At 40.3% G+C, this 22,301-nt stretch carries 24 protein-coding genes; 5 read left to right on the top strand and 19 right to left on the bottom strand.

Translation table 11 applies throughout. From position 1 onward, the window contains the following. Complete coding sequence (locus ACQRD1_RS13155) at positions 1-1,047, bottom strand: 2-hydroxyacid dehydrogenase (protein WP_427787753.1); 1,047 nt, start codon at positions 1,045-1,047, stop codon at positions 1-3. Positions 1,048-1,492: 445 nt separating this feature from the next. Here ACQRD1_RS13155 and ACQRD1_RS13150 point away from each other — a divergent pair, with 445 nt between their 5' ends. Next, the gene (locus ACQRD1_RS13150; RefSeq protein WP_427787751.1) at positions 1,493-2,269 is read left to right on the top strand and encodes a DeoR/GlpR family DNA-binding transcription regulator; all 777 of its coding nucleotides are present in this window, start codon (positions 1,493-1,495) and stop codon (positions 2,267-2,269) included. A gap of 88 nt (positions 2,270-2,357) precedes the next feature. Here the strand turns inward: ACQRD1_RS13150 and mmsB are convergent, their stop codons facing one another. The 8 genes from mmsB to ACQRD1_RS13110 form a co-directional block, all read right to left on the bottom strand. Continuing rightward, positions 2,358-3,521, bottom strand: a complete 1,164-nt coding sequence (gene mmsB / locus ACQRD1_RS13145; protein WP_420370565.1) for a multiple monosaccharide ABC transporter permease — start codon at positions 3,519-3,521, stop codon at positions 2,358-2,360. Further along, entirely contained in the window at positions 3,522-5,060 is a 1,539-nt protein-coding gene (gene mmsA / locus ACQRD1_RS13140) for a multiple monosaccharide ABC transporter ATP-binding protein (protein WP_235231568.1), read from the bottom strand. It abuts the gene before it with no gap. Positions 5,061-5,135: 75 nt separating this feature from the next. Then, a complete protein-coding gene (chvE, locus tag ACQRD1_RS13135; protein ID WP_331473004.1) occupies positions 5,136-6,236 on the bottom strand; it encodes a multiple monosaccharide ABC transporter substrate-binding protein in 1,101 nt (366 codons plus the stop codon). 162 nt (positions 6,237-6,398) lie between these two features. Continuing rightward, on the bottom strand, positions 6,399-7,457 hold the full coding sequence (locus ACQRD1_RS13130; RefSeq protein ID WP_347375290.1) for a sugar ABC transporter substrate-binding protein: 1,059 nt from the start codon (positions 7,455-7,457) through the stop codon (positions 6,399-6,401). After that, complete coding sequence (locus tag ACQRD1_RS13125) at positions 7,454-9,052, bottom strand: response regulator (RefSeq protein WP_427787749.1); 1,599 nt, start codon at positions 9,050-9,052, stop codon at positions 7,454-7,456. The genes ACQRD1_RS13130 and ACQRD1_RS13125 overlap by 4 nt, the downstream gene beginning before the upstream one ends. Next, positions 9,030-10,526 carry a sensor histidine kinase gene (locus ACQRD1_RS13120; protein ID WP_427787747.1) on the bottom strand — a complete coding sequence of 499 codons (1,497 nt, stop codon included), beginning with the start codon at positions 10,524-10,526 and terminating at the stop codon, positions 9,030-9,032. The genes ACQRD1_RS13125 and ACQRD1_RS13120 overlap by 23 nt, the downstream gene beginning before the upstream one ends. A gap of 6 nt (positions 10,527-10,532) precedes the next feature. Then, positions 10,533-11,561, bottom strand: a complete 1,029-nt coding sequence (locus ACQRD1_RS13115; RefSeq protein WP_427787745.1) for a sugar ABC transporter substrate-binding protein — start codon at positions 11,559-11,561, stop codon at positions 10,533-10,535. A 16-nt stretch (positions 11,562-11,577) separates the two neighbouring features. Further along, positions 11,578-12,696 carry a carbohydrate kinase family protein gene (locus ACQRD1_RS13110; protein WP_427787768.1) on the bottom strand — a complete coding sequence of 373 codons (1,119 nt, stop codon included), beginning with the start codon at positions 12,694-12,696 and terminating at the stop codon, positions 11,578-11,580. A gap of 209 nt (positions 12,697-12,905) precedes the next feature. Between ACQRD1_RS13110 and ACQRD1_RS13105 the strand changes: the two genes are divergently transcribed. Continuing rightward, complete coding sequence (locus ACQRD1_RS13105; protein WP_347375286.1) at positions 12,906-13,850, top strand: 2-dehydropantoate 2-reductase; 945 nt, start codon at positions 12,906-12,908, stop codon at positions 13,848-13,850. An 88-nt stretch (positions 13,851-13,938) separates the two neighbouring features. Here the strand turns inward: ACQRD1_RS13105 and ACQRD1_RS13100 are convergent, their stop codons facing one another. From ACQRD1_RS13100 to ACQRD1_RS13090, 3 genes are all read right to left on the bottom strand, one after another. Beyond that, positions 13,939-14,394, bottom strand: a complete 456-nt coding sequence (locus tag ACQRD1_RS13100; protein ID WP_427787744.1) for a GAF domain-containing protein — start codon at positions 14,392-14,394, stop codon at positions 13,939-13,941. A gap of 82 nt (positions 14,395-14,476) precedes the next feature. Continuing rightward, positions 14,477-16,057 carry a glucose-6-phosphate isomerase gene (locus tag ACQRD1_RS13095; protein ID WP_347375284.1) on the bottom strand — a complete coding sequence of 527 codons (1,581 nt, stop codon included), beginning with the start codon at positions 16,055-16,057 and terminating at the stop codon, positions 14,477-14,479. Positions 16,058-16,206: 149 nt separating this feature from the next. Then, the gene (locus ACQRD1_RS13090; RefSeq protein ID WP_347375283.1) at positions 16,207-16,296 is read right to left on the bottom strand and encodes a hypothetical protein; all 90 of its coding nucleotides are present in this window, start codon (positions 16,294-16,296) and stop codon (positions 16,207-16,209) included. Between the two features lie 88 nt (positions 16,297-16,384). Here ACQRD1_RS13090 and ACQRD1_RS13085 point away from each other — a divergent pair, with 88 nt between their 5' ends. Next, positions 16,385-16,816, top strand: a complete 432-nt coding sequence (locus tag ACQRD1_RS13085; RefSeq protein WP_235233665.1) for a hypothetical protein — start codon at positions 16,385-16,387, stop codon at positions 16,814-16,816. Continuing rightward, complete coding sequence (locus tag ACQRD1_RS13080) at positions 16,785-18,008, top strand: hypothetical protein (protein WP_427787742.1); 1,224 nt, start codon at positions 16,785-16,787, stop codon at positions 18,006-18,008. The genes ACQRD1_RS13085 and ACQRD1_RS13080 overlap by 32 nt, the downstream gene beginning before the upstream one ends. A gap of 180 nt (positions 18,009-18,188) precedes the next feature. Here the strand turns inward: ACQRD1_RS13080 and ACQRD1_RS13075 are convergent, their stop codons facing one another. From ACQRD1_RS13075 to ACQRD1_RS13060, 4 genes are all read right to left on the bottom strand, one after another. Continuing rightward, positions 18,189-18,380, bottom strand: a complete 192-nt coding sequence (locus tag ACQRD1_RS13075) for a DUF4405 domain-containing protein (protein ID WP_235233667.1) — start codon at positions 18,378-18,380, stop codon at positions 18,189-18,191. A 298-nt stretch (positions 18,381-18,678) separates the two neighbouring features. Further along, positions 18,679-19,116, bottom strand: a complete 438-nt coding sequence (locus ACQRD1_RS13070; RefSeq protein WP_427787741.1) for a YunG family protein — start codon at positions 19,114-19,116, stop codon at positions 18,679-18,681. Positions 19,117-19,131: 15 nt separating this feature from the next. Next, positions 19,132-20,061, bottom strand: coding sequence for a cysteine synthase A (gene cysK, locus ACQRD1_RS13065; RefSeq protein WP_347375278.1), 930 nt, complete (start codon positions 20,059-20,061; stop codon positions 19,132-19,134). 84 nt (positions 20,062-20,145) lie between these two features. Continuing rightward, on the bottom strand, positions 20,146-20,358 hold the full coding sequence (locus ACQRD1_RS13060) for a hypothetical protein (RefSeq protein WP_235233671.1): 213 nt from the start codon (positions 20,356-20,358) through the stop codon (positions 20,146-20,148). A gap of 143 nt (positions 20,359-20,501) precedes the next feature. Here ACQRD1_RS13060 and ACQRD1_RS13055 point away from each other — a divergent pair, with 143 nt between their 5' ends. Next, positions 20,502-21,020 (top strand): helix-turn-helix domain-containing protein, encoded by a 519-nt coding sequence (locus ACQRD1_RS13055; protein WP_235233672.1) that lies wholly within the window; start codon positions 20,502-20,504, stop codon positions 21,018-21,020. A gap of 34 nt (positions 21,021-21,054) precedes the next feature. Here the strand turns inward: ACQRD1_RS13055 and ACQRD1_RS13050 are convergent, their stop codons facing one another. From ACQRD1_RS13050 to ACQRD1_RS13040, 3 genes are all read right to left on the bottom strand, one after another. Beyond that, the gene (locus tag ACQRD1_RS13050) at positions 21,055-21,135 is read right to left on the bottom strand and encodes a zinc ribbon domain-containing protein (protein ID WP_235233686.1); all 81 of its coding nucleotides are present in this window, start codon (positions 21,133-21,135) and stop codon (positions 21,055-21,057) included. A 35-nt stretch (positions 21,136-21,170) separates the two neighbouring features. Further along, the gene (locus ACQRD1_RS13045) at positions 21,171-21,419 is read right to left on the bottom strand and encodes a hypothetical protein (protein ID WP_235233673.1); all 249 of its coding nucleotides are present in this window, start codon (positions 21,417-21,419) and stop codon (positions 21,171-21,173) included. A gap of 73 nt (positions 21,420-21,492) precedes the next feature. Then, entirely contained in the window at positions 21,493-22,020 is a 528-nt protein-coding gene (locus ACQRD1_RS13040; protein ID WP_427787738.1) for a helix-turn-helix domain-containing protein, read from the bottom strand. Between the last annotated feature and the right edge of the window lie 281 nt (positions 22,021-22,301).

Raw genomic sequence — 22,301 nt, 5'->3', positions numbered from 1 at the left:
CTATAACAATTCATTTCCAATGCATTTATTTGCATTAAGTAAAAAATTTGAAGTTTCTCCACAAAAGACATTTTTCATTTCTCTTGCCAGTAATACTGGTGAATTTAGAAAGGCATCTTTTGTTCCACCTGCCATATGAGGAGTAATCGTAACATTATCACATTGAACTAAAGGGTAATCTATTCCTGGTGGTTCTTTTTCAAACACATCAATTGCAGCTCCAAATATCTTTTTAGCTTTTAACACTTCAACCAATGCATTCTCATCCACCAATCCAGAACGAGCTGTATTAATCAGATACGCTGTAGGTTTCATAAGTTCAAGCATTTCTTTATTAATCATATGCTTCGTATCCGAAGTAAGTCGATAATGAACTAAAACAAAATCTGACGATTTCATAAGTTCTTCCAGAGAAACCATTGTAACTTCATCACCTTCATAATACGGATCATAAGCAATAATATTCATGTCAAATGCCCGAAGTCGTTTTGCTACTTTACTCCCTATATTTCCATATCCTATTATTCCAGCTGTTTTTCCTTCCAAATCAGGCACATACGCTGCATTTGTATAATCTCTAATCCAATTACCTGTCTTTAATTCATAATGACTTTTTGCAATATTTCTACATTCCGATAACAGCATTCCCACCGTGTAGTCCGCCACAGCATTTGCATTTCTCCCTGGCGTATTGAAAACAAGAATTCCTTTTTCACTTGCGTATTCCAGATTTACATTCTCAGTTCCTGCTCTAAGTACCCCAATTGCTTTCAAATTTTTACAATTGTCGATTAAAGCTTCTGTAATGGTACAAAATTGCGTAATAATAATATCTGCCTCTTTCGTCGCCTCTAAAATATAATCCGGAACTTGATAAACTTCTGCTCCACCTTGTTCAACTAATAAATTAATATGTTGTAATTCCTCATAGTTTTTTAGCTCCCAAGATATTGTTTCAACATCTATTCCAATATTTTTAAATTCTTCAAATCCCTTTTTAATATATTCACTTGGGATAAGTAAATCTCCTATTCCAACTAATTTCATAGTTCCTCCTTCCTTCATTGTTCTTACCGGTAAGATTTTGACCATCTTTTAATTTAAATTTTACCATCATCGTTAATATTGTCAATACTTTCTCTTAACCAAGTCTTTTTTTCGTCGTTTTTAACATTTTATTCTTTCTCGTTTTGTCTATTTTTTATCATTTATTGATCATCTTTTGATTTTGTGTGGTATTTTCCCTTCCATTTTTCAATTATTCCCGTGCTTATTTCTTTCATTACGTCCATTTTTGACCATATTATGACAATATATTGATTTTTTCGTTTTTTTTAAAACAAACATAACTGTCTTATCTACCGCATTATTGGTTTAACACGTTTTTATGACTACATCTTAATTTAATAACAAACTTTTAGATATATATTGATTCAAAAATTGTAGTATGATATTATAGATACAATTGAAATAAAAAAACGAGGGTAACATTATGAGAGCTCAAAGATTAAATTTGATTTTAGAATTTATAGAAAGCCATCAAGTTTGTAGCTATGAAGATATTTGCAAGCATTTCAATATTTCACTCAGTACTGCAAGACGAGATATTAACACCTTGATTCAAAACCATTCTGTTCATAAAGTCTATGGCGGGGTTACCACTGTTTCCGGAACCTCCGCTTCAAAAGACAGCAGTTTAAACTATAAAGAAGACGGTCACAGTAACCTTAATGATATCTCTCAAAAATTAGACTATATCGGTATACTTGCATCTTCATTTATTCAACCTAATGACGTTATATATATAGGCTCTGGCGCAACTGCGTTTCACATATTGCCACATTTAAAAAACATTCCAAACTTAACAATTGTAACCAACAATCTTTTAGTTGCAACAAATGACGCTAAAAGCAACAAAGATATTATACTCATCGGCGGGAAAATAGATTATTTCACTCAATCAACTGTCGGTATCCAAACTATTGATTCTTTAAAATCCATTAACATCAATAAAGCTTTCATAAGTTGTAATGGTTTATCCATAAACAAAGGTTTTTCTAATTCTGGAGATTCCGAAATAGCTATTAAAAAATGCATCTTTGAAAACAGTGAAACTATCTATATGATGGCTGATAGCACAAAATTCGATAAATTATCTTTATATACATTTGCTACTTTTTCAGATATAGATTATCTTATTACAGATGTAAAACCATCCGAAAAATATATAAAATCATTAAAAGAACATAACGTATCTCTTATTTACTAATTATGTAATATCAAACAAAAGGCTGCTGTCTTGTTAAAGATTTGAAATACTTTAGCAAGACAGCAGCCTTTTTATGAAAACCAATTATTTATTTTGCACGTTTCTTAGATTCTACGTCGAAGATTACAGCTGCAAGTAATACTGCACCTTTAACAACCTTCTGCCAGTTAGCATCTACACCCATGATAGACATACCTAAGTTGATAACACCCATCAGAGTAGCACCGATGATAACTCCAGGAATTGTTCCGCTTCCGCCGTATGCAGATGCACCACCGATGAAACAGGAACCGATAGCATCCATCTCGTAGCCATCACCTGCAGTCGGGTTTGCAGAATTCAGACGGGCAATAACTACCATTGCTGCAACTGCTGCCAGAAGTCCCATGTTAGCATATGCAAAGAAATATACTTTGTTCGTATTGATACCGGACAGTTCTGCTGCTTTTTCATTTCCACCGATCGCATACAGATGACGTCCGATCGTTGTCTTGGATGTAATATAACCATAGATCAATACGATGACTACAATCCAGAGAAGGATATTCGGAATACCTTTGTACTGTGCAAGTCTCCATGCAAATGCTACGATAACTAAACTGATGATCGCACATTTGATGATATCACTGCTTGCAGGACCTACTGCGTATCCTTTTTTCACTTTTGTTGCTCTTCCACGGAAGGTAACTGCCACAAAGATTAACGCAACAATGATACCGAACAACAGACAGGTAATATTAAGTCCGTCACCATGGAAGAAATCCACAATGTACATATTAAACAGTGCCAGGTAATTCTCCGGCATTGGTGCAATTGTAAAACCGTCCAGAACGATATTGGAAAGTCCACGGAACATTAACATACCTGCCAGAGTTACAATAAATGGAGGTATTCTTCGATATGCAATCCAGAAGCCCTGCCATATACCAATTGCAAGACCAGTAGCCAACATAATAATGATGGTCACAAATACATTCATTCCTTTATTTACCATGAATGTAGCACCTACGGCACCTACAAAACATACAATAGAACCGACACTTAAGTCGATGTTACCACCAGTCAGGATACAGAGCAGCATACCTGTTGCAAGAATGAATACATATGCATTCTGAGAAATCAGGTTATTTACGTTCTGTGGAAGTAACATTCTTCCGCCTGTCTTCCAGGTGAAGAATAAAGTAACAACGACCAGTACAATGACCATTGTATACTTCTTTAAAAATGTAGAAATATTCGCACTCTTCATAATTTATTCTCCTTTGCTTGATTTCAAAATACTTGCCATAATCAGTTCCTGAGTTGCTTCTTCGCCGCTTAATTCTCCTGCAATACGTCCCTCATTCATAACATAAATTCGGTCTGACATTCCAAGAACTTCCGGCAGCTCAGAAGAAATCATAATTACGGATTTGCCCGCCGCTACCAATTCGTTGATGATACAGTAGATCTCGTATTTTGCACCAACGTCGATACCTCTGGTAGGCTCATCCAATATCAGAACATCCGGCTCAGCGAACATCCATTTTGCAAGGAGAACTTTCTGCTGGTTACCACCACTTAAGTTTCCTACGTTCTGTTCAACACTCGGGCATTTTGTCTTTAATTTTACTCTGTACTCCTCTGCCACGGCAATCTCTTTATCTTTATCAATGACACCGTGACTGCTTACACCTGCCAGATTTGCAAGTGTTGTATTCACACGGATTGGATTACTTAAGATCAATCCATTTCCTTTTCTGTCTTCTGTAACGTATGCAATCTTATGTTCAATGGCATCCTGAACGGAATGCAGTTTTACTTCTTTTCCATGAATATATAATTCACCGGAGATATCCTTGCCGTAGCTCTTTCCGAAGATACTCATAGCAAGCTCTGTACGTCCGGCACCCATCAGACCGGAGATTCCCAGAACTTCTCCTTTTCTTACATACATTGATACATTATTTACGACCTTACGGTCTGTGTATACCTGATGGTGCACTGTCCAGTTCTTTACTTCCAGTGCCACCTCGCCTATATTTTTATTCTCTCTCTTCGGGAAACGGTCTGTAAGCTCACGTCCTACCATTCCCTTGATAATTCGGTCTTCTGTAAAGACATCTTTATTTTTATCCAGCGTTTCAATCGTGGAACCGTCACGGATAACTGTAATTTTGTCTGCCACATAAGCAACCTCATTCAATTTATGAGAGATAATAATCGAAGTCATACCTTGCTTCTTGAATTCCAGCATCAGATCCAAAAGTGCCTGAGAATCTGACTCATTCAGAGAAGAAGTAGGCTCATCCAAGATTAATAGTTTCGCATTTTTTGCAAGTGCTTTTGCAATTTCAACAAGCTGCTGTTTACCAACACCGATATCTTTGATCAAAGTACGGGAAGATTCCTGTAATCCCACTCGTTTCAGATATTTATCCGCTTCTCCGTACGTCTTGCTCCAGTCAATGGCGAATTTCTTACCCTGCTCATTGCCCAGATACATATTTTCACCGATCGTCATCTCCGGAACTAATGCAAGCTCCTGGTGAATGATAACGATTCCCTTTGCCTCACTGTCCTTAATATTATGAAATTTACAGATTTCTCCGTTATAAATAATGTCACCTTCGTATGTACCATATGCGTAGATACCGCTCAATACATTCATAAGGGTTGACTTACCGGCTCCGTTTTCTCCAACAAGAGCGTGGATTTCTCCTTCTTCTACCTGCAGATTAACGTTATCAAGTGCTTTTACACCGGGGAAAGTCTTGGTAATATTTTTCATTTCCAATAAAATCTTAGCCAATTGTGTCCCTCCCTTTCTTTCAAAAATGCAGGCGGACATCTGCCCGCCTGCCCGTTCACGCTTACTTCTTACTAACTATTTGATATCAGCTTCTGTATAATATCCAGAATCAAGTAGCATCTCTTCGTAGTTGTCGATTGTTACAACTGTAGGCTCGCAAAGGTAAGAAGGAATGACACCTGTTCCATTGTCATATGTCTCGTTATCATTTGTCTCAGCTTCTTCGCCGCTCATGATAGCATCAACCATCTTAACTGTCTGCTCTGCAAGTTTACGTGTATCTTTGAATACTGACATAGACTGTTTTCCAGCAACCAGATTCTTAACGTTTGGTTTGTCACAATCCTGTCCTGTGATGATTGGCCATTCACCATTGTAGTTTGCTTCCAGAGAGTTCTCAACACCAAGTGCTGTAGAGTCGTTAGAACACAGAACTACGTCAAGGTCTTTGTCTGCATAGTTAGAAGCAAGGATTGCATCCATTCTTGACTGTGCTTTTTCTGTTGACCAGTCAGCTGTAGAACACTCTTCTTTTGTAACCTGTCCAGACTGAACAACTAATTTTCCAGCGTCGATGTATGGCTGAAGAACGTCCATAGCACCACCAAAGAAGAAGTTACAGTTATTATCACCAGGGTCACCTGTGAAGATTTCCATATTGAATGGGCCATCTGCATTGTCAAGATCAAGAGCTTCTACAATATATTCGCCCTGTTTCTGACCTACCAGATAATTGTCAAATGTTGCGTAATAAGAAATTGCAGAAGAGTTCATGATCAGACGGTCATAAGAGATAACCGGGATTCCTTTTTCTTCAGCTCCTTTCAGTGGTGTTCCAAGAGACTCTCCATCGATAGAAGCGATCACTAATGCATCACAATCACCAGAAATCATATTTTCAACCTGAGAAACCTGTGTTGCAACGTCGTTACTTGCATACTGTAAGTCAACTTCGTATCCAGCTTCTTCTAACTGTTTCTTCATGTTCTCGCCATCCTGGTTCCAACGCTGAAGATCTTTTGTAGGCATTGCCACACCAATCTTACCGCTTCCAGCAGAAGTCTCTTTCTCTTCGCTTGAGCTTGAGCTGTCAGATCCACTTGTACAAGCTGCAAGTGAGAATGCCATCACTGCAACAAGTCCGATTGATACCAGCTTTTTGAATCTTTTTTTCATAGTTTTTTCCTCCATTCGATTTATTTGTTATTATTACTATAACAACTATCAGACAGGACATGTTTGCAAAGGCTCGCACAAATTCAGAAAGTTACCGGGCAAAAAAATTGAGGGTAGCACTTTTTTGCGCTATCCTCAATTTAAAAATATGCTAGGCTATTTTTATTTATCTACATTCAGATACACTTCATCCCTTAGATGGAACCCAAGATCAATGATCACATCATCCATATTTTCTGCGGTCACGGCAATCGGAGGCAATGCCCAATACGGAACCTCATATCCATCCTGTGTCTTTTTCGTTGCGGTTCTTCCTACTTCCTCTCCGACCACAGCTTCCCCTTTGGCCATCTTAACTGCACATTGAGCCGCAACCTTCGCCAACCTTTCAATCGGTTTGTATACCGTCATTGTCTGTGTACCTTCTACTACCCTCTGGCAGGCTTCCAAGTCCGCATCCTGTCCAGTCACAACCACCTTTCCCGCAAGCTGCTTCTCACTCAATGCTTTGATTGCATAACCCGCAAGGCCATCGTTCCCACACATGACTGCATCTACATCTTCCGCATCAGACAGTGCTTCGTTCGCTGCCGCGAATCCGTTTTCCGGAGTCCAAGACTTCACATATATCTCTTTCACCACCGTCAGATTACTTCCCCCGATTCCTTTCTTAAATCCCGTCACCACATCCGCAGAATTGGTGTCCATCTCCGGTCCACAGAGCATGACTACGTTACCGCCTTCAGGAAGATTTTCGTTCATTGTCTCAGCCATCAGTTCTCCAACTGCTTCGTTATCTACAGTAATATATAGATCCGTTGTACATTCTTGAATCAATCGGTCGTAAGAAATAACATCAATTCCGGCATTTCTGGCCTTTGTCACCTCTTCTGTTATCTCAAAACAGTCAACTGCCACAATGACGATCACATCCATATCATCTTCAATAAACTTCTGAATCTGCTCTTTCTGCTTTTCTACGTCTCCATTGGCATTCTGGACATCAACGGATGCCCCTAACTTCTCCGCGGTCGACACAAACACATCACGGTCTCTCGTCCATCTCTCTAGCACAAATGTGTCAAATGTGATTCCGATTCTTAATTCCTTCTCTTCTTCACTTTCATTTTTATCCTCATGCTGATCCTTCGTATTACAAGAGCTAAGCATCATTGCCGTTAATATGATACACATCAGAACTGCAATGCATCTTTTCTTCATGACAATCTCCCTTCCCGGTACTCTGTAGGAGTTACTCCTGTCCATTTCTTAAATATTCGGCTAAAATAATTCGGATCACCATACCCTGATTCATGGCAGATCTCTTTGATACTTTTATCACTGTTATTCAACTGTTCTTTTGCATATTTTATTCGAAGTCCTGTCAGATAATCTATGTAATTCACGCCTTCCGATTCTTTAAACAGCTTACTCAGATAATAAGGACTAATCCCCAGTTCCTTAGCCATCTTCTCCAGAGATAAATCTTTGGAAAAATGTTCTACAATATATTCCTTGGCCTTTTCGACTACGCTATTCGTCTTTTCCTGCTGCTTCATAGCGATATGGCTGCTCGCATCTTCCATTTTCTTCACGAACCATCCTGTCAATTCATCATAGGTCTGAAAAGAGATCAGGCTTTCCCAATATCCATCCCTGGCTCTGAAGCGATACATCATTCCTCCTTGCATATATGCAAGATGTTCTGCCCACAGTACAAATTCTATTGTTTTCAGACGAATACTTCCAGTAATCTCTGCCGATTGGCTTTTCATCCACAGAGCAAACTCTTTGCTTCGTTCTCTGGTCTTCTCCTGATTCCCTTCTTCTATAGCAGCAAAAAGTTCTTTTTCCAATTCATACGGGTATCCTTCTTCATATACACAAGTCACAGGCATATCCTTTGCATGTGTAACTTTTCCAACACCTTGACGTTCTGTATCCAGTGCCTCCTGATACGATTCATTGACCTCATTCCATCTCTTCACCGAGCCTATTCCTGCTTTGAACTTCAGATCCAGCTGCTGCTCCAGCTTTCTCAGCATGCCTCGAATGTTATCAATCTTAACAACCCTTTCATCATATTCTTCTTTCTCCAACTCACTTGGCACCAGAACAATCACCTTATTGGCCATCAGTGCACCTACAATTCCTCCGGTCGTCTCTTTGAGCATCTCCCGCATCACCATATAATGCTTCTGCAGACGGATTCCGGCACCCAAAGTATTGGACAACACACCTTTATGGAGCTCATCTCCACATTCTATGACCATCGCATATCCATAATCTGTATCAATATTTAAAAGTTCCCGATAATTCTGATTCATCTCCTTCCCCGGTCCGTCAAACAACACACTGTATACGAAGCCATTTTCAATCATCGGAATGACAACTTCCAGCTTTTCTTTAATCTTTAGGTCATTTCGTACCTTCTCTTTCCGCTCTCTTACCAGCTTCATTGCCTTTCTAAGTGTCTCTGTAAGAGTATCTCTGTTGATCGGTTTTGTCAGATAAGACATCACCCCTATATCGATAGCCTTCTGTGTATACTCGAACTTGTCATAAGCAGTAAGCACAATAAATACAATATTTTTATTTTCTTTTCGGATTTCCTGCATTGCTTCGATCCCGTTAATTCCAGGCATCTGAATATCCATCAATACAATATCCGGGTGAAATGATTCCGCCAGTTCGATTGCCATTCTTCCGTTTTTTGCCGATTCTACTTCACATTTATCACCAAAGCTTTTTTGAATTATGAATTCCAGGGATTGCCGGACAATTCCTTCATCATCACAGATCAAGATCCGCATCATTTTTCTTTCCTCCCTCTGTCTTCTGTATATATAATATTACTTCCGTACCACCATTCTCTCTCCTGCGAATATCAATCACATGCTCCATATTATAATATCGGCGTAATCGATTTATGACATTGTCCATACCAATTCCCGCTGAATCTCTCTCACTGTTGCTATGAGCGCTCTCTCCGCGAAGAATCTTATCTGCAATCTCCGGATCAATACCAACTCCATTATCCGCAACCTTGATACATACATTTTTATCGTTATTATATACGCTTACTTGTATTCGTCCTTTTCCTTCCATCTCACGGATTCCATGGTTGACAGCATTCTCAATCAAAGGCTGGATAATCATACTGGGCATGACCGTATCCAGGAACCGCTCATCAATCTGCTTACTATAATGAATGTCGCCAGAAAACCTTACATTCAATATATACACATAATTATCTACCAGCTTCAACTCTTCCCGAAGCGTTGTATCCTTGTCAATCTTTCGTACATTATAGCGAAAAAAATCTGCCATATTCTCAATAAAAAGGCATGCTTTTTCTGCCCCTTCCATCATGGCAAGCTGCGCTCCTGCATTCAGACTGTTAAAAAGAAAATGAGGATTGATCTGTGCCTGAAGATACTTTAATTGAGCTTCTTTCAACTCATTCTTCATAATCAGTTCATTCTCAATCAATTTATTTTCACGTTCATAATTTTCCTTTGTCTTTTGAATATATACACGGATACTGTCTATCATCTTGTTGCATGCTTTTGCCACCGTCGTGATCTCATCCCCAGTCTCCACGATGGGGAAATCGACTTCCATATTACCTCTTGCAATTTCATTTGCCGCATCTGCAAGCTGGATCAATGGTCTTGTAATATTTCTTGTCATAATAAAAATCCATGTAAATGCAATCAAGAGCGCGGCAAACAACAGGAACATACTGATTCCGGTCAAATATGTCAGTGAGGTGCGCAGCAGTGAATAATTATTAGAACTTTCAAGAAAGACCGATGTATTCAAGCTGTTAATACACGATTGAAGATAATCATACAGTCTTTTTGCCTCGCCATAATCGTCATTATATTTGCTGACGTTACGTCCTCGTTTTGCTTCTACCGCATCATCCGCTTTTTCCAGATAAGTCAGGGACATATTATATATATTTTTTTCCATCAATTTATTGTCGTCGTCCACAGTCTGGTGATTCAACTGACCAATCATATTATTATAATCCTGTGTATAAGAGTAAAAATCCTCCAGCTGATCTGAACTCTTTGTATTCAGATACTGATAAAGTGCCGACTGAATCCCATCCAGCGTATTCGACAGATCATTCAACTGTATATTATTACTGTATACACTGTCAATCTGGTGAACTGTTCTATTTTGATTGTAGGACAAGTATATATTCAGCACAAATACTAACACCATGATCACTACAAACACTTCCAACAGTTTTGTACGAATGGATCTCTTCCTTTTCATCTGCTATTATTCGTCCTTTTCCATATAATCTTTCACATTCTCTCTGGTAATCAACGTTGGTGTAACCGTAAGATATTCATTCACATATTCTTTTTCAAGATACTCACTCATTCCCTGTGCAGCTGTTTTTCCCAGATCCTGTGCATTAATCAATACACTGGACTTGATGATTCCTTTCTGAATTCCTTCCAACGTATCTTCCGAAGAATAATATCCTACAATCACGATCTGACCTACACGGTTATAATCCACCACACTCTGATAGGCGCTGATCGTGTCTACCGCACTTAAGCACACCAGGATATCCGGCGGTTCCGAATCCAGAAGCAGGTTTCTTACCGTCTCTTCTGATTCAAACTTGCCGGAATTATCAATGACACTTGCAGAAAACTCCATCTTATCACTGACAGAAGCCGTTGCTTCATGGATACCCGAGTAGATCAGGTTCGGGGCCGTCTGCTCTCTATTGGAATCAACTAACACAGAAACTCTTACTTTTCTTCCCAGCTCATTCGATATATTCTCTACCTCTTCAATAATCTCATCGCCATACAACTCGCCGGTCGCAAAGTCATTGCCGCTGACAAAACTGATTCTTTCACTGTCTGGCACATCCGACAGAATTGTCATAACAGGGATTCCAGCCTTTGCCGCCTTCTTTATCTGCTCTGTCAGCCCTTCCCCTCCATCTGCTTTCAATATGATACCATCAACCTTCGCCGCGACCGTCATCTCAAAAAGTTCTTCTGTCGTATAGTCTTCTACAAGTCTTTCTCCAAAATTTTCAATATATATTCCTTGTTTCTTTCCTTCCTCTCTGGCACTTTGATAGATGGAGAGCCAGAATTCCTCAGACGGTTCTTCACTGATCATAACAATATGCTTCTGATATATGGTATCATCTACTCTTGTTTTTTCTCTGATCTCCAGTTTATTTTCCAGAAAAACGCTGATTCCCGTCAAAAGCGCCAGAAATAGAATACATATAATCAGCATGATTACAATTCTGTGTCTGTTTTCCTTAGGAATCTTCATGTCCTATCTACCTCTTCTAGTATTTTTCCCATCCTGCTGCAATCTTCTCTCGCAGTTCATTCAGTGTGCGGATTCCTCCCAATGCGTCAAATGCAGTCACACAGGAAGCACCTTCCGCCGCTGCGAGCGAAACAGCCTCCTTAGGTGAACTTCCTTCCAGCACAGCGGTAAGGAATGCTGCTATACTGGTATCACCTGCGCCTGTCCCGGACAGAACACATTCCGGCACAAAGCTCTTCTCGAATCCTTCTTTGTCAGCCCATTGTTCCAGATCCAGTTCCATCCGCGCTCCAACTTGCTGCAGCACATCCTTCTCAGCTGTGCGGTAATACATTCCAGTCGCTCCACACTTAATCAATAATACTTTCGCTCCGTAAGACATGCAAAGATCAGCCAATGGTTTTACGTCGTTTTCTATATCCAGCACAGAAGTGATCTCTTTTCCTTTTGCTCTTTCTCTCCATTGTGCAAACAGCTTTCGATCAAGCATAAAACACAATTCCTCCACACTTGGGACGAAGAAATCCACATAAGGAATCACTTTCTTAAGAATCTTATTCCAATCTTCTCTTCCTGCCTCTGAATTTTCATCAACCACCGCCAGATCCAGTGAGGTGGCAACGCCTGCTTTCTTAACCTTCTTCATCATCCTGACCAGACCGCTTCCCTCATTTCTGTACATAGAAGCCATGACCGATGGATATCCATAGTGGAATAATGCAGCTTTCTCTAAGTCCTTCTCTGGAATATCTTCCGGCTGGAATGTATGATTCGCGCCAGGATTGTGCAGGAACATCCGGTCAATCCCCGGAATTGCCAGGACAATCGAACTCGACGTTGCCTCTCCTTGTGCAACGATCATCCCCTGATCCGCATCATATTTCTTCAATATGCTTAGGACCATCTCTCCAAATGGATCATCTCCCACCTTACCCATCAGAGACACATCGGCCCCCAGAATCTTCATGGCAAGTCCAGTGTTCGCTACTGCTCCACCTGTATGTACATCCACATTCTTCGTCTCTATTGATCTTCCCGGAAGCAGAAAATCTGCGATATTCTCAACCTTTTGCTCTGGGAATAACGGTGTAATATCCAGACAAATATGTCCGGCTACAATTACTTTCTTTGTCATCATCTTTCAACCTACTTTCTGTCACGAACTATTTTCATAAAAGATGTATTTATCATACCATTAATTCTTATTTCTTTCAATTCGGGAATACACCTTCCATACAAGAACAAAAACTCCACAATATAGCAAATTCATGTTTTTCTGTACATCAACATCGGCATTGTAGTACAATAAATGACAGATGAATCGATTGACAGGGAGGAAGGTATATGAATCAAGAAGTGACAGAAAATAAAAAAATTGCAGTCATCGGCATCGGCGGTGTCGGTGGATATATGGCCGGTATGCTTGGAAAACATTATCCACATGTTACATTCGCAGCAAGAGGACAGCGTCTGGAATCCTTACAGACGAACGGCCTGACACTCCACAGCGACTATCATGGAGAGATAACCGTAATGCCAGAAAAAGTAACGACCATTGAAGATCTTGAAGAACAGGATTATATCTTTGTATGTGTAAAAAATTACTCTCTGGAAGATGTATGCCACAGTATGGAGCATGCGGTAACCGATCATACAGTGATCATTCCCGTTATGAATGGCGTAGATCCCGGTGACCGGATCCGAAGTATTCTGCACAAAGGCATTGTTGTAGATTCCCTTATCTATATCGTAGCCTTTGCAAACGCTGATTACTCCATCACACAGCAAGGGGATTTCGCCAACCTGTATATCGGCATTCCTCATGCAGATGCTGCACAGCAGCAGGCAGTACAGGCAGTATCTGACCTTTTATCCGGCGCCAATATTGATCACAAAGTTGCTCCTGATATTGAACAGGCTATCTGGAGAAAATATATCTTAAACTGCGCATACAATGTCACAACTGCCTATTATAACAACACCATCGGCCAGCTTCGGAACGATCCTGTAAAAGCAAAAGAATATGAAGATCTGGTAAATGAAGCTTATCAAGTTGCATTAGCCAGGCACGTCCATGTAACACAGGCTCATATTGATTCTATCATCCGAAGATTCTACCACGAGCTTGCGGAAGATGCCACCAGTTCCCTGCAGCGGGATATCTGTAATGGAAAAATGTCCGAATTAGAGACATTCAGTGGATATATTGTACGAGAAGCAAAAAAACTTAATGTTCCAGTTCCAACAACCCAAAGAATGTATCAGGGATTGATTGACATGGCCAAATAGTGCTTCTATAAATGATGGAGGGAGCATAACTATAACACAAGTTATACTCCCTCAAATACAAGTAATTCCTCATCTTTCAATAATATTTTTATAGCTTCTCCTCTAATATCCTCACAAATTCACTTAGTCCTTCTCGGTCCGTTTCATCGAATCTTGCCAGAATCGGACTATCAATATCCAGCACCCCTATCACATGCCCGTTCTTATGTATTGGAAGGACAATCTCGGAATTCGAAGCACTGTCACAGGAAATATGTCCTGGAAACTGGTGCACGTCCCTCACCAGCATAATCTCATCTCTTGCCACCGCTGTGCCGCACACACCACTTCCAATCTTGATCTCCATACAGGCAACCTTCCCCTGAAATGGCCCTAGAATCAGCTTACCATCTTCCATAAGATAAAATCCCGCCCAGTTAATATCTTCCAGGCTTTGCGCCAGAAGAGCAGATGCATTGGCAAGCTGAGTAATCTGATAAGGTGTTACACCAAGCAGGTTCTGGAGCTGCTGGTTTATACGCGTGTATTGTAATTGTTTCTTCATCTATGCTTCCTCCAATCTGTCTTTTAGACAAGAAAAGCAGCCATGAGATTCTCACGACTGCTTTTTTGCAAATCATAATCTGTTAGATATTCAGCAAATCACTGTATACCTTCAGTGCTCCGTCTGTTTCATGAGCAAGTACACGCTTAGCTAATACTTTTCCAAGCTGAACACCTTCCTGGTCAAAGCTGTTCAGATTCCATACGAATCCCTGGAACATGACTTTATTCTCAAAGTGTGAAAGCAGCGCACCCAATGATTTTGGATTCAGCTGTTCTCCAATAATAATACTTGACGGACGTCCACCTTCGAACTTTTTATTACGATTCTCATCATCTTTTCCACATGCAAATGCTACAATCTGTGCAGCTACATTTGCACATAATTTCTGCTGGCTTGTACTATCCTGAATCACAACATCAGTACCCATCTGATTGCTCTTAAATCCAACGAACTGGAGTGGCACAATATCCGTTCCCTGATGAAGGAGCTGATAGAAAGAGTGCTGTCCGTTTGTTCCCGGTTCTCCAAAGATAACTGGACCTGTCGGATAAGCTACTGGTTCTCCAAAACGATTCACAGATTTACCATTGGACTCCATATCCAGCTGCTGCAAATGTGCCGGGAAGCGGCTGAGTGCCTGAGAATATGGAAGGACTGCCGTATTCTGATATCCAAGTACATTGCGCTCATACACACCGATCAATGCATCCAACATCGCCGGGTTCTCCAGCAATTCTTTATTCTTGGAAAGTTCATCTTCCTTGGCTGCACCATCCAGGAACTGAGCAAATACTTCTGGTCCGAATGCCAGGGACAACACAGCTCCGCCAACTGCAGATGTTGAAGAATAACGTCCGCCAATATAATCATCCATAAAGAATGCAGCAAGATAATCATCACTCTTTGCAAGCGGAGAAGTCTCACTTGTAACTGCGATCATATGCTTGGATGCATCCAGTCCAGCTTTTGCAAGCGCATCTTTTACAAAGGACTCATTGGTCAATGTCTCAAGTGTTGTACCTGATTTGGACACAAGTACGAAGATAGAATGAGCGATGTCAATATTACTCAGAACGCCTGCTGCATCATCTGGGTCAACATTACTGATAAACTGAGCTTTCATCTTTAATGTATCATTTACCTTCGCCCAATTCTCAAGAGCCAGATACATTGCACGAGGGCCAAGATCACTTCCGCCGATTCCGATCTGTACAACCGTTGTAAATTTCTCTCCGGCTGCATTCGTAATCTCTCCGGCATGTACTTTATTCGCAAATTCCGCAATCTTGGTCTGCTGTTCTACATAAAAGTCTCGTTTATTCACGCCGTCAGCTACAACATCCTCTCCCAGCTGTCCACGGGTCAGCTGATGGAGTACCAGACGCTTCTCTCCAGTATTGATCACCTCACCATTGTAAAGTGCCTCATATTTTTCTGTAAGCTGAGCCTCCTCTGCCAATTTCGCAAGTACTTCCAATACAGCATCATCCACCTGCTTCGCACCATAGTTAAAAGCAAGGCCTTCTGCCATTGGTACGCTGTATTTCTTCACACGCTCTGCACCATTTTCTCCCGCCATAACTTCAGCAAGATTCACACGCTTCGCATCCAAAAGCTCCTGAAAAGAAGCCAGTTTATCTAAGTTATTCCAAGTAATCATTGCAGTTTCCTCCTCATTGCTAATACATTCTATTAAAAATTATACTATTAAACCAAGGCTAATTCAATACATTCATTTTATGCAGATTAAAAAAGAAGCCTGGAGATTTTTTCTCCAGACTCCTCAGCACACTTTCATCTTTCTATTTTTTATAATGTTCCACCAAAGTCGGTCTGCAGTGCCTGACCAGTGATAGCACGGGATTCATCACTTGCAAGGAATAACAGAATGTTTGCCACATCATTTCTAGACAGAACTCATTGTCGATAAAAATTTGTTGTATATATACCGCATATACGGTATAATTAATTGTGAGGTGAACAAATTATGTTGAAATCTTTTTTGGAAAATAATCATATATCCATGTATAAGCTTGCGGGAAGTAGCCGTGTTCCTTACAGCACCTTAAATGATCTGGCGAATCACAAGCTACCTGTTGAAAAATTAAAAAGCGGACAGTTATATGCATTATCCGAGGCACTGGGTATATCAATGAATGAACTATATAAGATGTGTCTTTATACCTGTAACGTTCAATCTGAAAAATATGACACCGCTGCTATTATCTGCATTAAGCATAAGACGTACTGTTTATCTTTTGTTAAAGACGGAAAAACTTATGAAGAAGAAATAATGCCGGTAAAGCATGAAGCTACGCAGGTTATTGAGGAACTGGCAAAATGGAAATTAGAAGAGCTGCTGGCAAAGCTCGCAATGGAGGATGCCTATGAGACCATATATTCTAAAACGACAAGATAATGCCATTGCCGTGATTAATCTTACCGAAGATGGTTCTATACAAGATTACAAATTATTTGAGAATAATGCTTCTCTTGCTCCATTACATAATCCAGACAGCACCGACTGGCTTAAGAAGTGGTGGGCAAGACGTGCCGTCCCCATTTTCCAGGGACATATCAGGCAAATGCTTGTGGACAAGGACCTTCTGGGGCCGGAAGACTACCTCGCAAAAAATCTTGGGCTCTCACTTACCGACTATTACTGGATATCTCCTGTTGACTCCGGTCTTCGGTGGAAAGATGTAAACTTATTTGAAAATAATTTTCACAATGATATCAACATAGAAAATGACGGACCTGCCACTCCCGATGGCATTCCACACTATACACCAAACAGTTCTCTCCAGGGAACTCTTGAAAAATGCTGGACTATCCGAAATGGCAAGCGTGGAATGATTAAAGGAAATCGAGATGCATTATCTCAGGAATGCTTCAATGAAATTATCGCCACAAAGCTTCATGAACTACAGGGATTTTCAAATCACACTACTTACAGATTGTTAGAGATACATGGAAAACCATATCAATACGGTTGTTTCTCTGAACTATTTACATCTACAAAGGCAGAACTGATCTCTGCCTATGATATTGTGACATCAAAAAAGAAAAAAACAGATACCAACACATATGAACATTTCATATCCGTCTGCAATGAACATGGTCTGTCAGAAAATGAATTAAGGCCATTTCTTGAATATCAGATTATGACCGATTTTATCCTTTCCGGACGTGACAGACATTTATCTAATATAGCAGTATTGAGAGATGCCGACACATTAAAATTTATACAACCTGCCCCGATTTATGATAGTGGAAAGTCAATGTTTGTAAATGATTCTGTCCCTGACAACGACAAAGATATGCTTAAAATAGCAACTGAGAGCTTTTCTGGCACAGAGCTGGGACTACTTTCACTTGTGAAAGACCGCAGTCTGGTCGACATAACAAAGGTGCCCGATCCTGCATTTATCAAAGATCTTTACTCCCTTGACACAAACATGACTGAAAGCAGGATAAATGCAATCATCCTTGGCTATGAGCGCAAACTCGATTTATTTGCACGCTGGCAAAAAGGTGAAGATTTGAAAGCGATTACTTTCGGATTTCATACCAGGAGAAATACATCTTCACTGAGTGATATTTTTGTATAAACTTTATCTACATCCTGAAGATTGCGCATTAAGCGCAATCTTTTTTCATTCGAACAACTTCACCAAATCTGATACCTCTTCATACTTTTCACTTTTTGCGATATTAATATTCAACTTTCGCACTATCCGATGGGCTCGTTTTAATCCCAACAATGAAGTAGATGATCAAAATAATATAAATCATTTTTTCAGATTCACAGATAATCTCCTGATATGTAAAACAACCAATACGATGCACAGGACTGCAGTGATACTGTGCATGATTGCCCAGACTTTCCCATCTGAAAAATGAATCGCAAAGCCGCTGAGGGCTAAAACGATAAAGTCTACCGCAAGTAATATATCAATGATGTACATCTTTTTCCGATTCAATAGAAATGTTCCTCCTTTAATAAACGTTGTTTTTCCTTCCATTCTCCACAGAATACACTGTTTCAGCAATGCGCAGCAGTTTCTTGTAAATCTTTTCCCGCAGCGTTTTCTTGACCGCCTTCGAGGAAAGTTATTAGTTCAGACTAACCAATCCTCATAAAAAACGAGTTAGTTTCATCTAACCCGCTTTGCATTATAGTTATCTTTCACTAACTTGTCAAGAGATGTTTTCTAAAAGTTCTTTCCATTTTCTTATAGAAATCTGTTCATCAATTATCATAGGAGGCTGATGCTTCTTTCATTCTCTCATACAATACAACTCCAATTCCTTTTTCAGATATTCGTACCTTAACCGATTCTCCTCTTTTGCAAAATGAACATCGCGGAATTGTTCTGGGTTGCCGTCATACACCAATACTTCCCCACCAAACTGTTCACTCGTCAGATCAAAACGACAGTCCCCAACCACATTATAACAATGATAATTTCCACCAGGCCGCAAGACGCCATACACCTTACCGCCAAATATGTCCTGTGCCAAAAATGCTGTAATCGAGCACTGTCCCAGCGTCTTATTTTCCGGTGTCCATTTCTGCCGCATTCTTGGTGCGCAGGTCTTAGCACACCAGATTTCTGACAGTGCAGCATATAAATCAGCCGGTGTACGAATCCCCTTATATTGGTCTGTTACAGCCACAACATCCGCCTGTTCCCAGCCCCAAAACTTATATTCCATATGATATCCGCCCTTTTATCCTTCAAATAATGGTGTTGAATAATATCTCTCCGCAGTGTCCGGAAGTACCGTTACTACGGTCTTTCCTTTTCCAAGTTTCCGTGCAAGCTTCATTGCTGCTGCCACATTTGTTCCACTGGAGATGCCGCAGAGAAGGCCTTCTTTTCTTGCCAGTTCTCTTGCCGTCTGAATTGCTTCTTCATCTGTCACAATCACGATCTCATCATAAATCTTCTGGTCTAAGATACCTGGGATCACTCCATCTCCAATTCCCATCTGAATATGTGAACCGACTTCCTTTCCAGAGAGGATTGCTGCATTCTCCGGCTCAAGAGCCCAGATCTCTATATCGGGATTGGCCTTCCTGAGGGCCGCACCAATTCCACTGATCGTTCCTCCTGTTCCGATTCCCGAACAGAATCCATCAATCTTCTTTCCGACCTGTTCCACGATCTCAGCACCTGTCTTTTCATAATGCACCTGATAATTGGCCATATTTTCAAATTGCTGCGGCACAAATACTCTTGGATCTTCCGCCTTCATATCCATCGCCATCTGAATACAGTCATTGATACATTTTCCTATATCACCTTCATCATGTACAACTCGGATATCTGCCCCATACTGCTTCACCAGCTTACGCCTCTCTTCACTGACAGAATCCGGCATAATGATAACCGTCTTGTAGCCTCTTACTGCTCCGACCAACGCTAGGCCGATCCCCTGGTTTCCACTTGTTGGTTCTACAATAATGGTATCTTCTTTGATAATTCCTTTTTCTTCCGCATCCATAATCATATTCAATGCCGTTCTTGTCTTGATGGACCCGCCTACATTGACCGCTTCAAATTTGACAAGAATCTCCGCACAGTCTTCATCCACCATTCGGTTCAGGCGGATCATCGGAGTATTACCCACCGCTTCTAATACGTTATTATATATCATTTCTTCTTCTCCTTTTTCCAATCACAGTGTAATCATTATAACATATGAAGCTGCTGTCCCCAAAGCAATTATTTCTGTTTCTCTTTAGTTCTTACAAATTAATGACACAATTCCCACCACAACCAATATTGGAAATGCCAAATATATGAATCCACCAACTACCAATCCTATCAAAGCCAGCGGCAATAACACAACAGTGACAATGAACTTTGATATTCCCCAGGCTGCTTTAATCCCGAAGATAAATAATTTTCCAAATACCCAGATCATGCATATCGCAAATAATAGTGATAACATCTTTCCACCTCATTTCATCCGCCTTATCCTTGCTGTTTTTCCATGTTTTCAGTATAATCATTTTAGAATAAGAAGTACACACCAGAAGCGAAGGCTTAACCATGTGTATTTCACAATTTTAGAGAAATAAGAGGAAATGATTCATGGGAAAACAATCGACAAGAGAGAATAAAAATATATATCAGTTATGCCGGGAAGCTCAGGGACTGACTCGTGAAAAAGCCAGTGAGAACATGGTCGGTGTATCCGCTTCCAGAATTGAAAAAATCGAATACGAGCTGCAGGAGCCGACACCATACGATATCATTCAGATGGCCGACTGTTATAAACGGCCAGACCTTTGTAATTATTACTGTTCCCACAAATGCGCTATCGGCAGCCGCTACGTTCCAGAGATTGAAATATCAGAATTATCCACGATCATCCTGGAGACCATTGCCAGCCTGAATGAAATCAACCCATTAACCAGCCGTCTGATCCAGATTGCCCGGGATGGCAAGATTACTGATGATGAAATCAAGGATTTTGCATTTATCAGTAAGAAATTAGACGAAGTATCCCTTGCCATTGATTCCCTGAATCTGTGGGTGGATAAGACAGCCAGCGAAAATAACATCAATATTGATCTCCTGAATGCGGAGAAAGAAAAATTGAATTCCTAATAAAATGAACTCATTGTGCAATTTTCGATGTCTATTATTTCCAACGATTCAATCTCGGCACCACTGCTTCCATATGCGCACGCACCTGTTCTGCAGGCCAATCTTCATTTGCCATATGTTCTACGCAAAAATCAATCAACTCTTCATCTGTCAGGCAAGCAACTCGCTGTTGCTATATCTTTGACTAACGCATATATTCATTCGTCCATTTACCGTAAGAATACCCTTGATCTTCTTTATTGCCGGTGACACAGGCGGAATGAACATAGCATTAGCAATGGACCTGCTTTCAATCTTATCGATATTTGTAATACTATAACCCGTCGGGCTTTCAAACCCAAAGAAAGCCGTTACAATAATTGTTCTTTTTTCACAGTAGTTTATCTCCACCTTGTTCATTTTGTAAAACTCATCAGCTTGGTGTCTGTGCGTCTGACTCTTTGTTCTTATGGCCGCAGATACAAAATGATGCTCAATTCAAGAATATGTGCGTTAAACCTCCAATCAAAAAACAAATCGCTGCTGTAACAACAGCACTGATAATAACCTTTAAGATATTTTGGTATGGACGTTTTCCTGCTTCAACCATCTTATGAATTTCATCTAATTTTTTACCTTCACAAAATGCAACAATTTCCTTATATGTCTGTATATCATTTTCTTTCTTGATTTTTTCAACTTTTGATGCCCAAAACATCGTAATCGCGAACAATACCCCGAAAGGTATAACCGCATATTGTTCTAACCAAATAAATAGCGGTGCCGCTGAGATCATCAAAATCAAAAGATGAGTAGTGAAAATGTTTCCGTAATAATTAAACTTCTTAACTTCCTGCTCGTCAATCATTTCTTTCATTGTCTCTATATCTCCTTTAATCAGTTGGTCGAGAGATACATTGAACAATGAGCTGAGAAGCAGCAGGCTATGAATATCGGGGTAGCTCTTTCCATTCTCCCAATTTGAAATCGTCTGTCTTGTCACGTATACCTTTTCAGCCAATTCCTCCTGGGACAGATTAAGCGACCTTCGGTATTTTTTTATCTGTGCGTTCAGCTCCATAAAATATTCTCCTTTGCAAGTGATTTGTTCTCTTGACCTGTTCTGAGAATAATCACTTTTTCTTTTTCTGTCTATCAAACCTGTTTTACTTTGCTGAAAACACAGTGTCAAAAGTATTTGGCAGCACGTGACATGCTCCCACCACTTAACGTTGTTTGAGGTGGGGGCTTCTTACTCAATGCCCCCGAATGGGGCAAGTATCAATAAGCTATCCCCGCCTA

Origin of the sequence: Bariatricus sp. SGI.019, assembly GCF_050315235.1 — a bacterium.
GTDB lineage: Bacteria > Bacillota > Clostridia > Lachnospirales > Lachnospiraceae > JAFBIX01.
Note: the sequence above shows the minus strand (reverse complement) of the source record. Positions and strands in the feature narration are given on the sequence as shown.

What these genes read in the sequence shown, in the direction of transcription:
- ACQRD1_RS13155 (WP_427787753.1), bottom strand. Translation starts at nt 1,047, where the DNA reads ATGAAATTAGTTGGAATAGGAGATTTACTTATCCCAAGTGAATATATT.
- ACQRD1_RS13150 (WP_427787751.1), top strand. Translation starts at nt 1,493, where the DNA reads ATGAGAGCTCAAAGATTAAATTTGATTTTAGAATTTATAGAAAGCCAT.
- chvE (WP_331473004.1), bottom strand. Translation starts at nt 6,236, where the DNA reads ATGAAAAAAAGATTCAAAAAGCTGGTATCAATCGGACTTGTTGCAGTG.
- ACQRD1_RS13130 (WP_347375290.1), bottom strand. Translation starts at nt 7,457, where the DNA reads ATGAAGAAAAGATGCATTGCAGTTCTGATGTGTATCATATTAACGGCA.
- ACQRD1_RS13125 (WP_427787749.1), bottom strand. Translation starts at nt 9,052, where the DNA reads ATGATGCGGATCTTGATCTGTGATGATGAAGGAATTGTCCGGCAATCC.
- ACQRD1_RS13120 (WP_427787747.1), bottom strand. Translation starts at nt 10,526, where the DNA reads ATGAAAAGGAAGAGATCCATTCGTACAAAACTGTTGGAAGTGTTTGTA.
- ACQRD1_RS13115 (WP_427787745.1), bottom strand. Translation starts at nt 11,561, where the DNA reads ATGAAGATTCCTAAGGAAAACAGACACAGAATTGTAATCATGCTGATT.
- ACQRD1_RS13110 (WP_427787768.1), bottom strand. Translation starts at nt 12,696, where the DNA reads ATGACAAAGAAAGTAATTGTAGCCGGACATATTTGTCTGGATATTACA.
- ACQRD1_RS13105 (WP_347375286.1), top strand. Translation starts at nt 12,906, where the DNA reads ATGAATCAAGAAGTGACAGAAAATAAAAAAATTGCAGTCATCGGCATC.
- ACQRD1_RS13100 (WP_427787744.1), bottom strand. Translation starts at nt 14,394, where the DNA reads ATGAAGAAACAATTACAATACACGCGTATAAACCAGCAGCTCCAGAAC.
- ACQRD1_RS13095 (WP_347375284.1), bottom strand. Translation starts at nt 16,057, where the DNA reads ATGATTACTTGGAATAACTTAGATAAACTGGCTTCTTTTCAGGAGCTT.
- ACQRD1_RS13085 (WP_235233665.1), top strand. Translation starts at nt 16,385, where the DNA reads ATGTTGAAATCTTTTTTGGAAAATAATCATATATCCATGTATAAGCTT.
- ACQRD1_RS13080 (WP_427787742.1), top strand. Translation starts at nt 16,785, where the DNA reads ATGAGACCATATATTCTAAAACGACAAGATAATGCCATTGCCGTGATT.
- ACQRD1_RS13070 (WP_427787741.1), bottom strand. Translation starts at nt 19,116, where the DNA reads ATGGAATATAAGTTTTGGGGCTGGGAACAGGCGGATGTTGTGGCTGTA.
- cysK (WP_347375278.1), bottom strand. Translation starts at nt 20,061, where the DNA reads ATGATATATAATAACGTATTAGAAGCGGTGGGTAATACTCCGATGATC.
- ACQRD1_RS13060 (WP_235233671.1), bottom strand. Translation starts at nt 20,358, where the DNA reads ATGTTATCACTATTATTTGCGATATGCATGATCTGGGTATTTGGAAAA.
- ACQRD1_RS13055 (WP_235233672.1), top strand. Translation starts at nt 20,502, where the DNA reads ATGGGAAAACAATCGACAAGAGAGAATAAAAATATATATCAGTTATGC.
- ACQRD1_RS13050 (WP_235233686.1), bottom strand. Translation starts at nt 21,135, where the DNA reads ATGGCAAATGAAGATTGGCCTGCAGAACAGGTGCGTGCGCATATGGAA.
- ACQRD1_RS13045 (WP_235233673.1), bottom strand. Translation starts at nt 21,419, where the DNA reads ATGAACAAGGTGGAGATAAACTACTGTGAAAAAAGAACAATTATTGTA.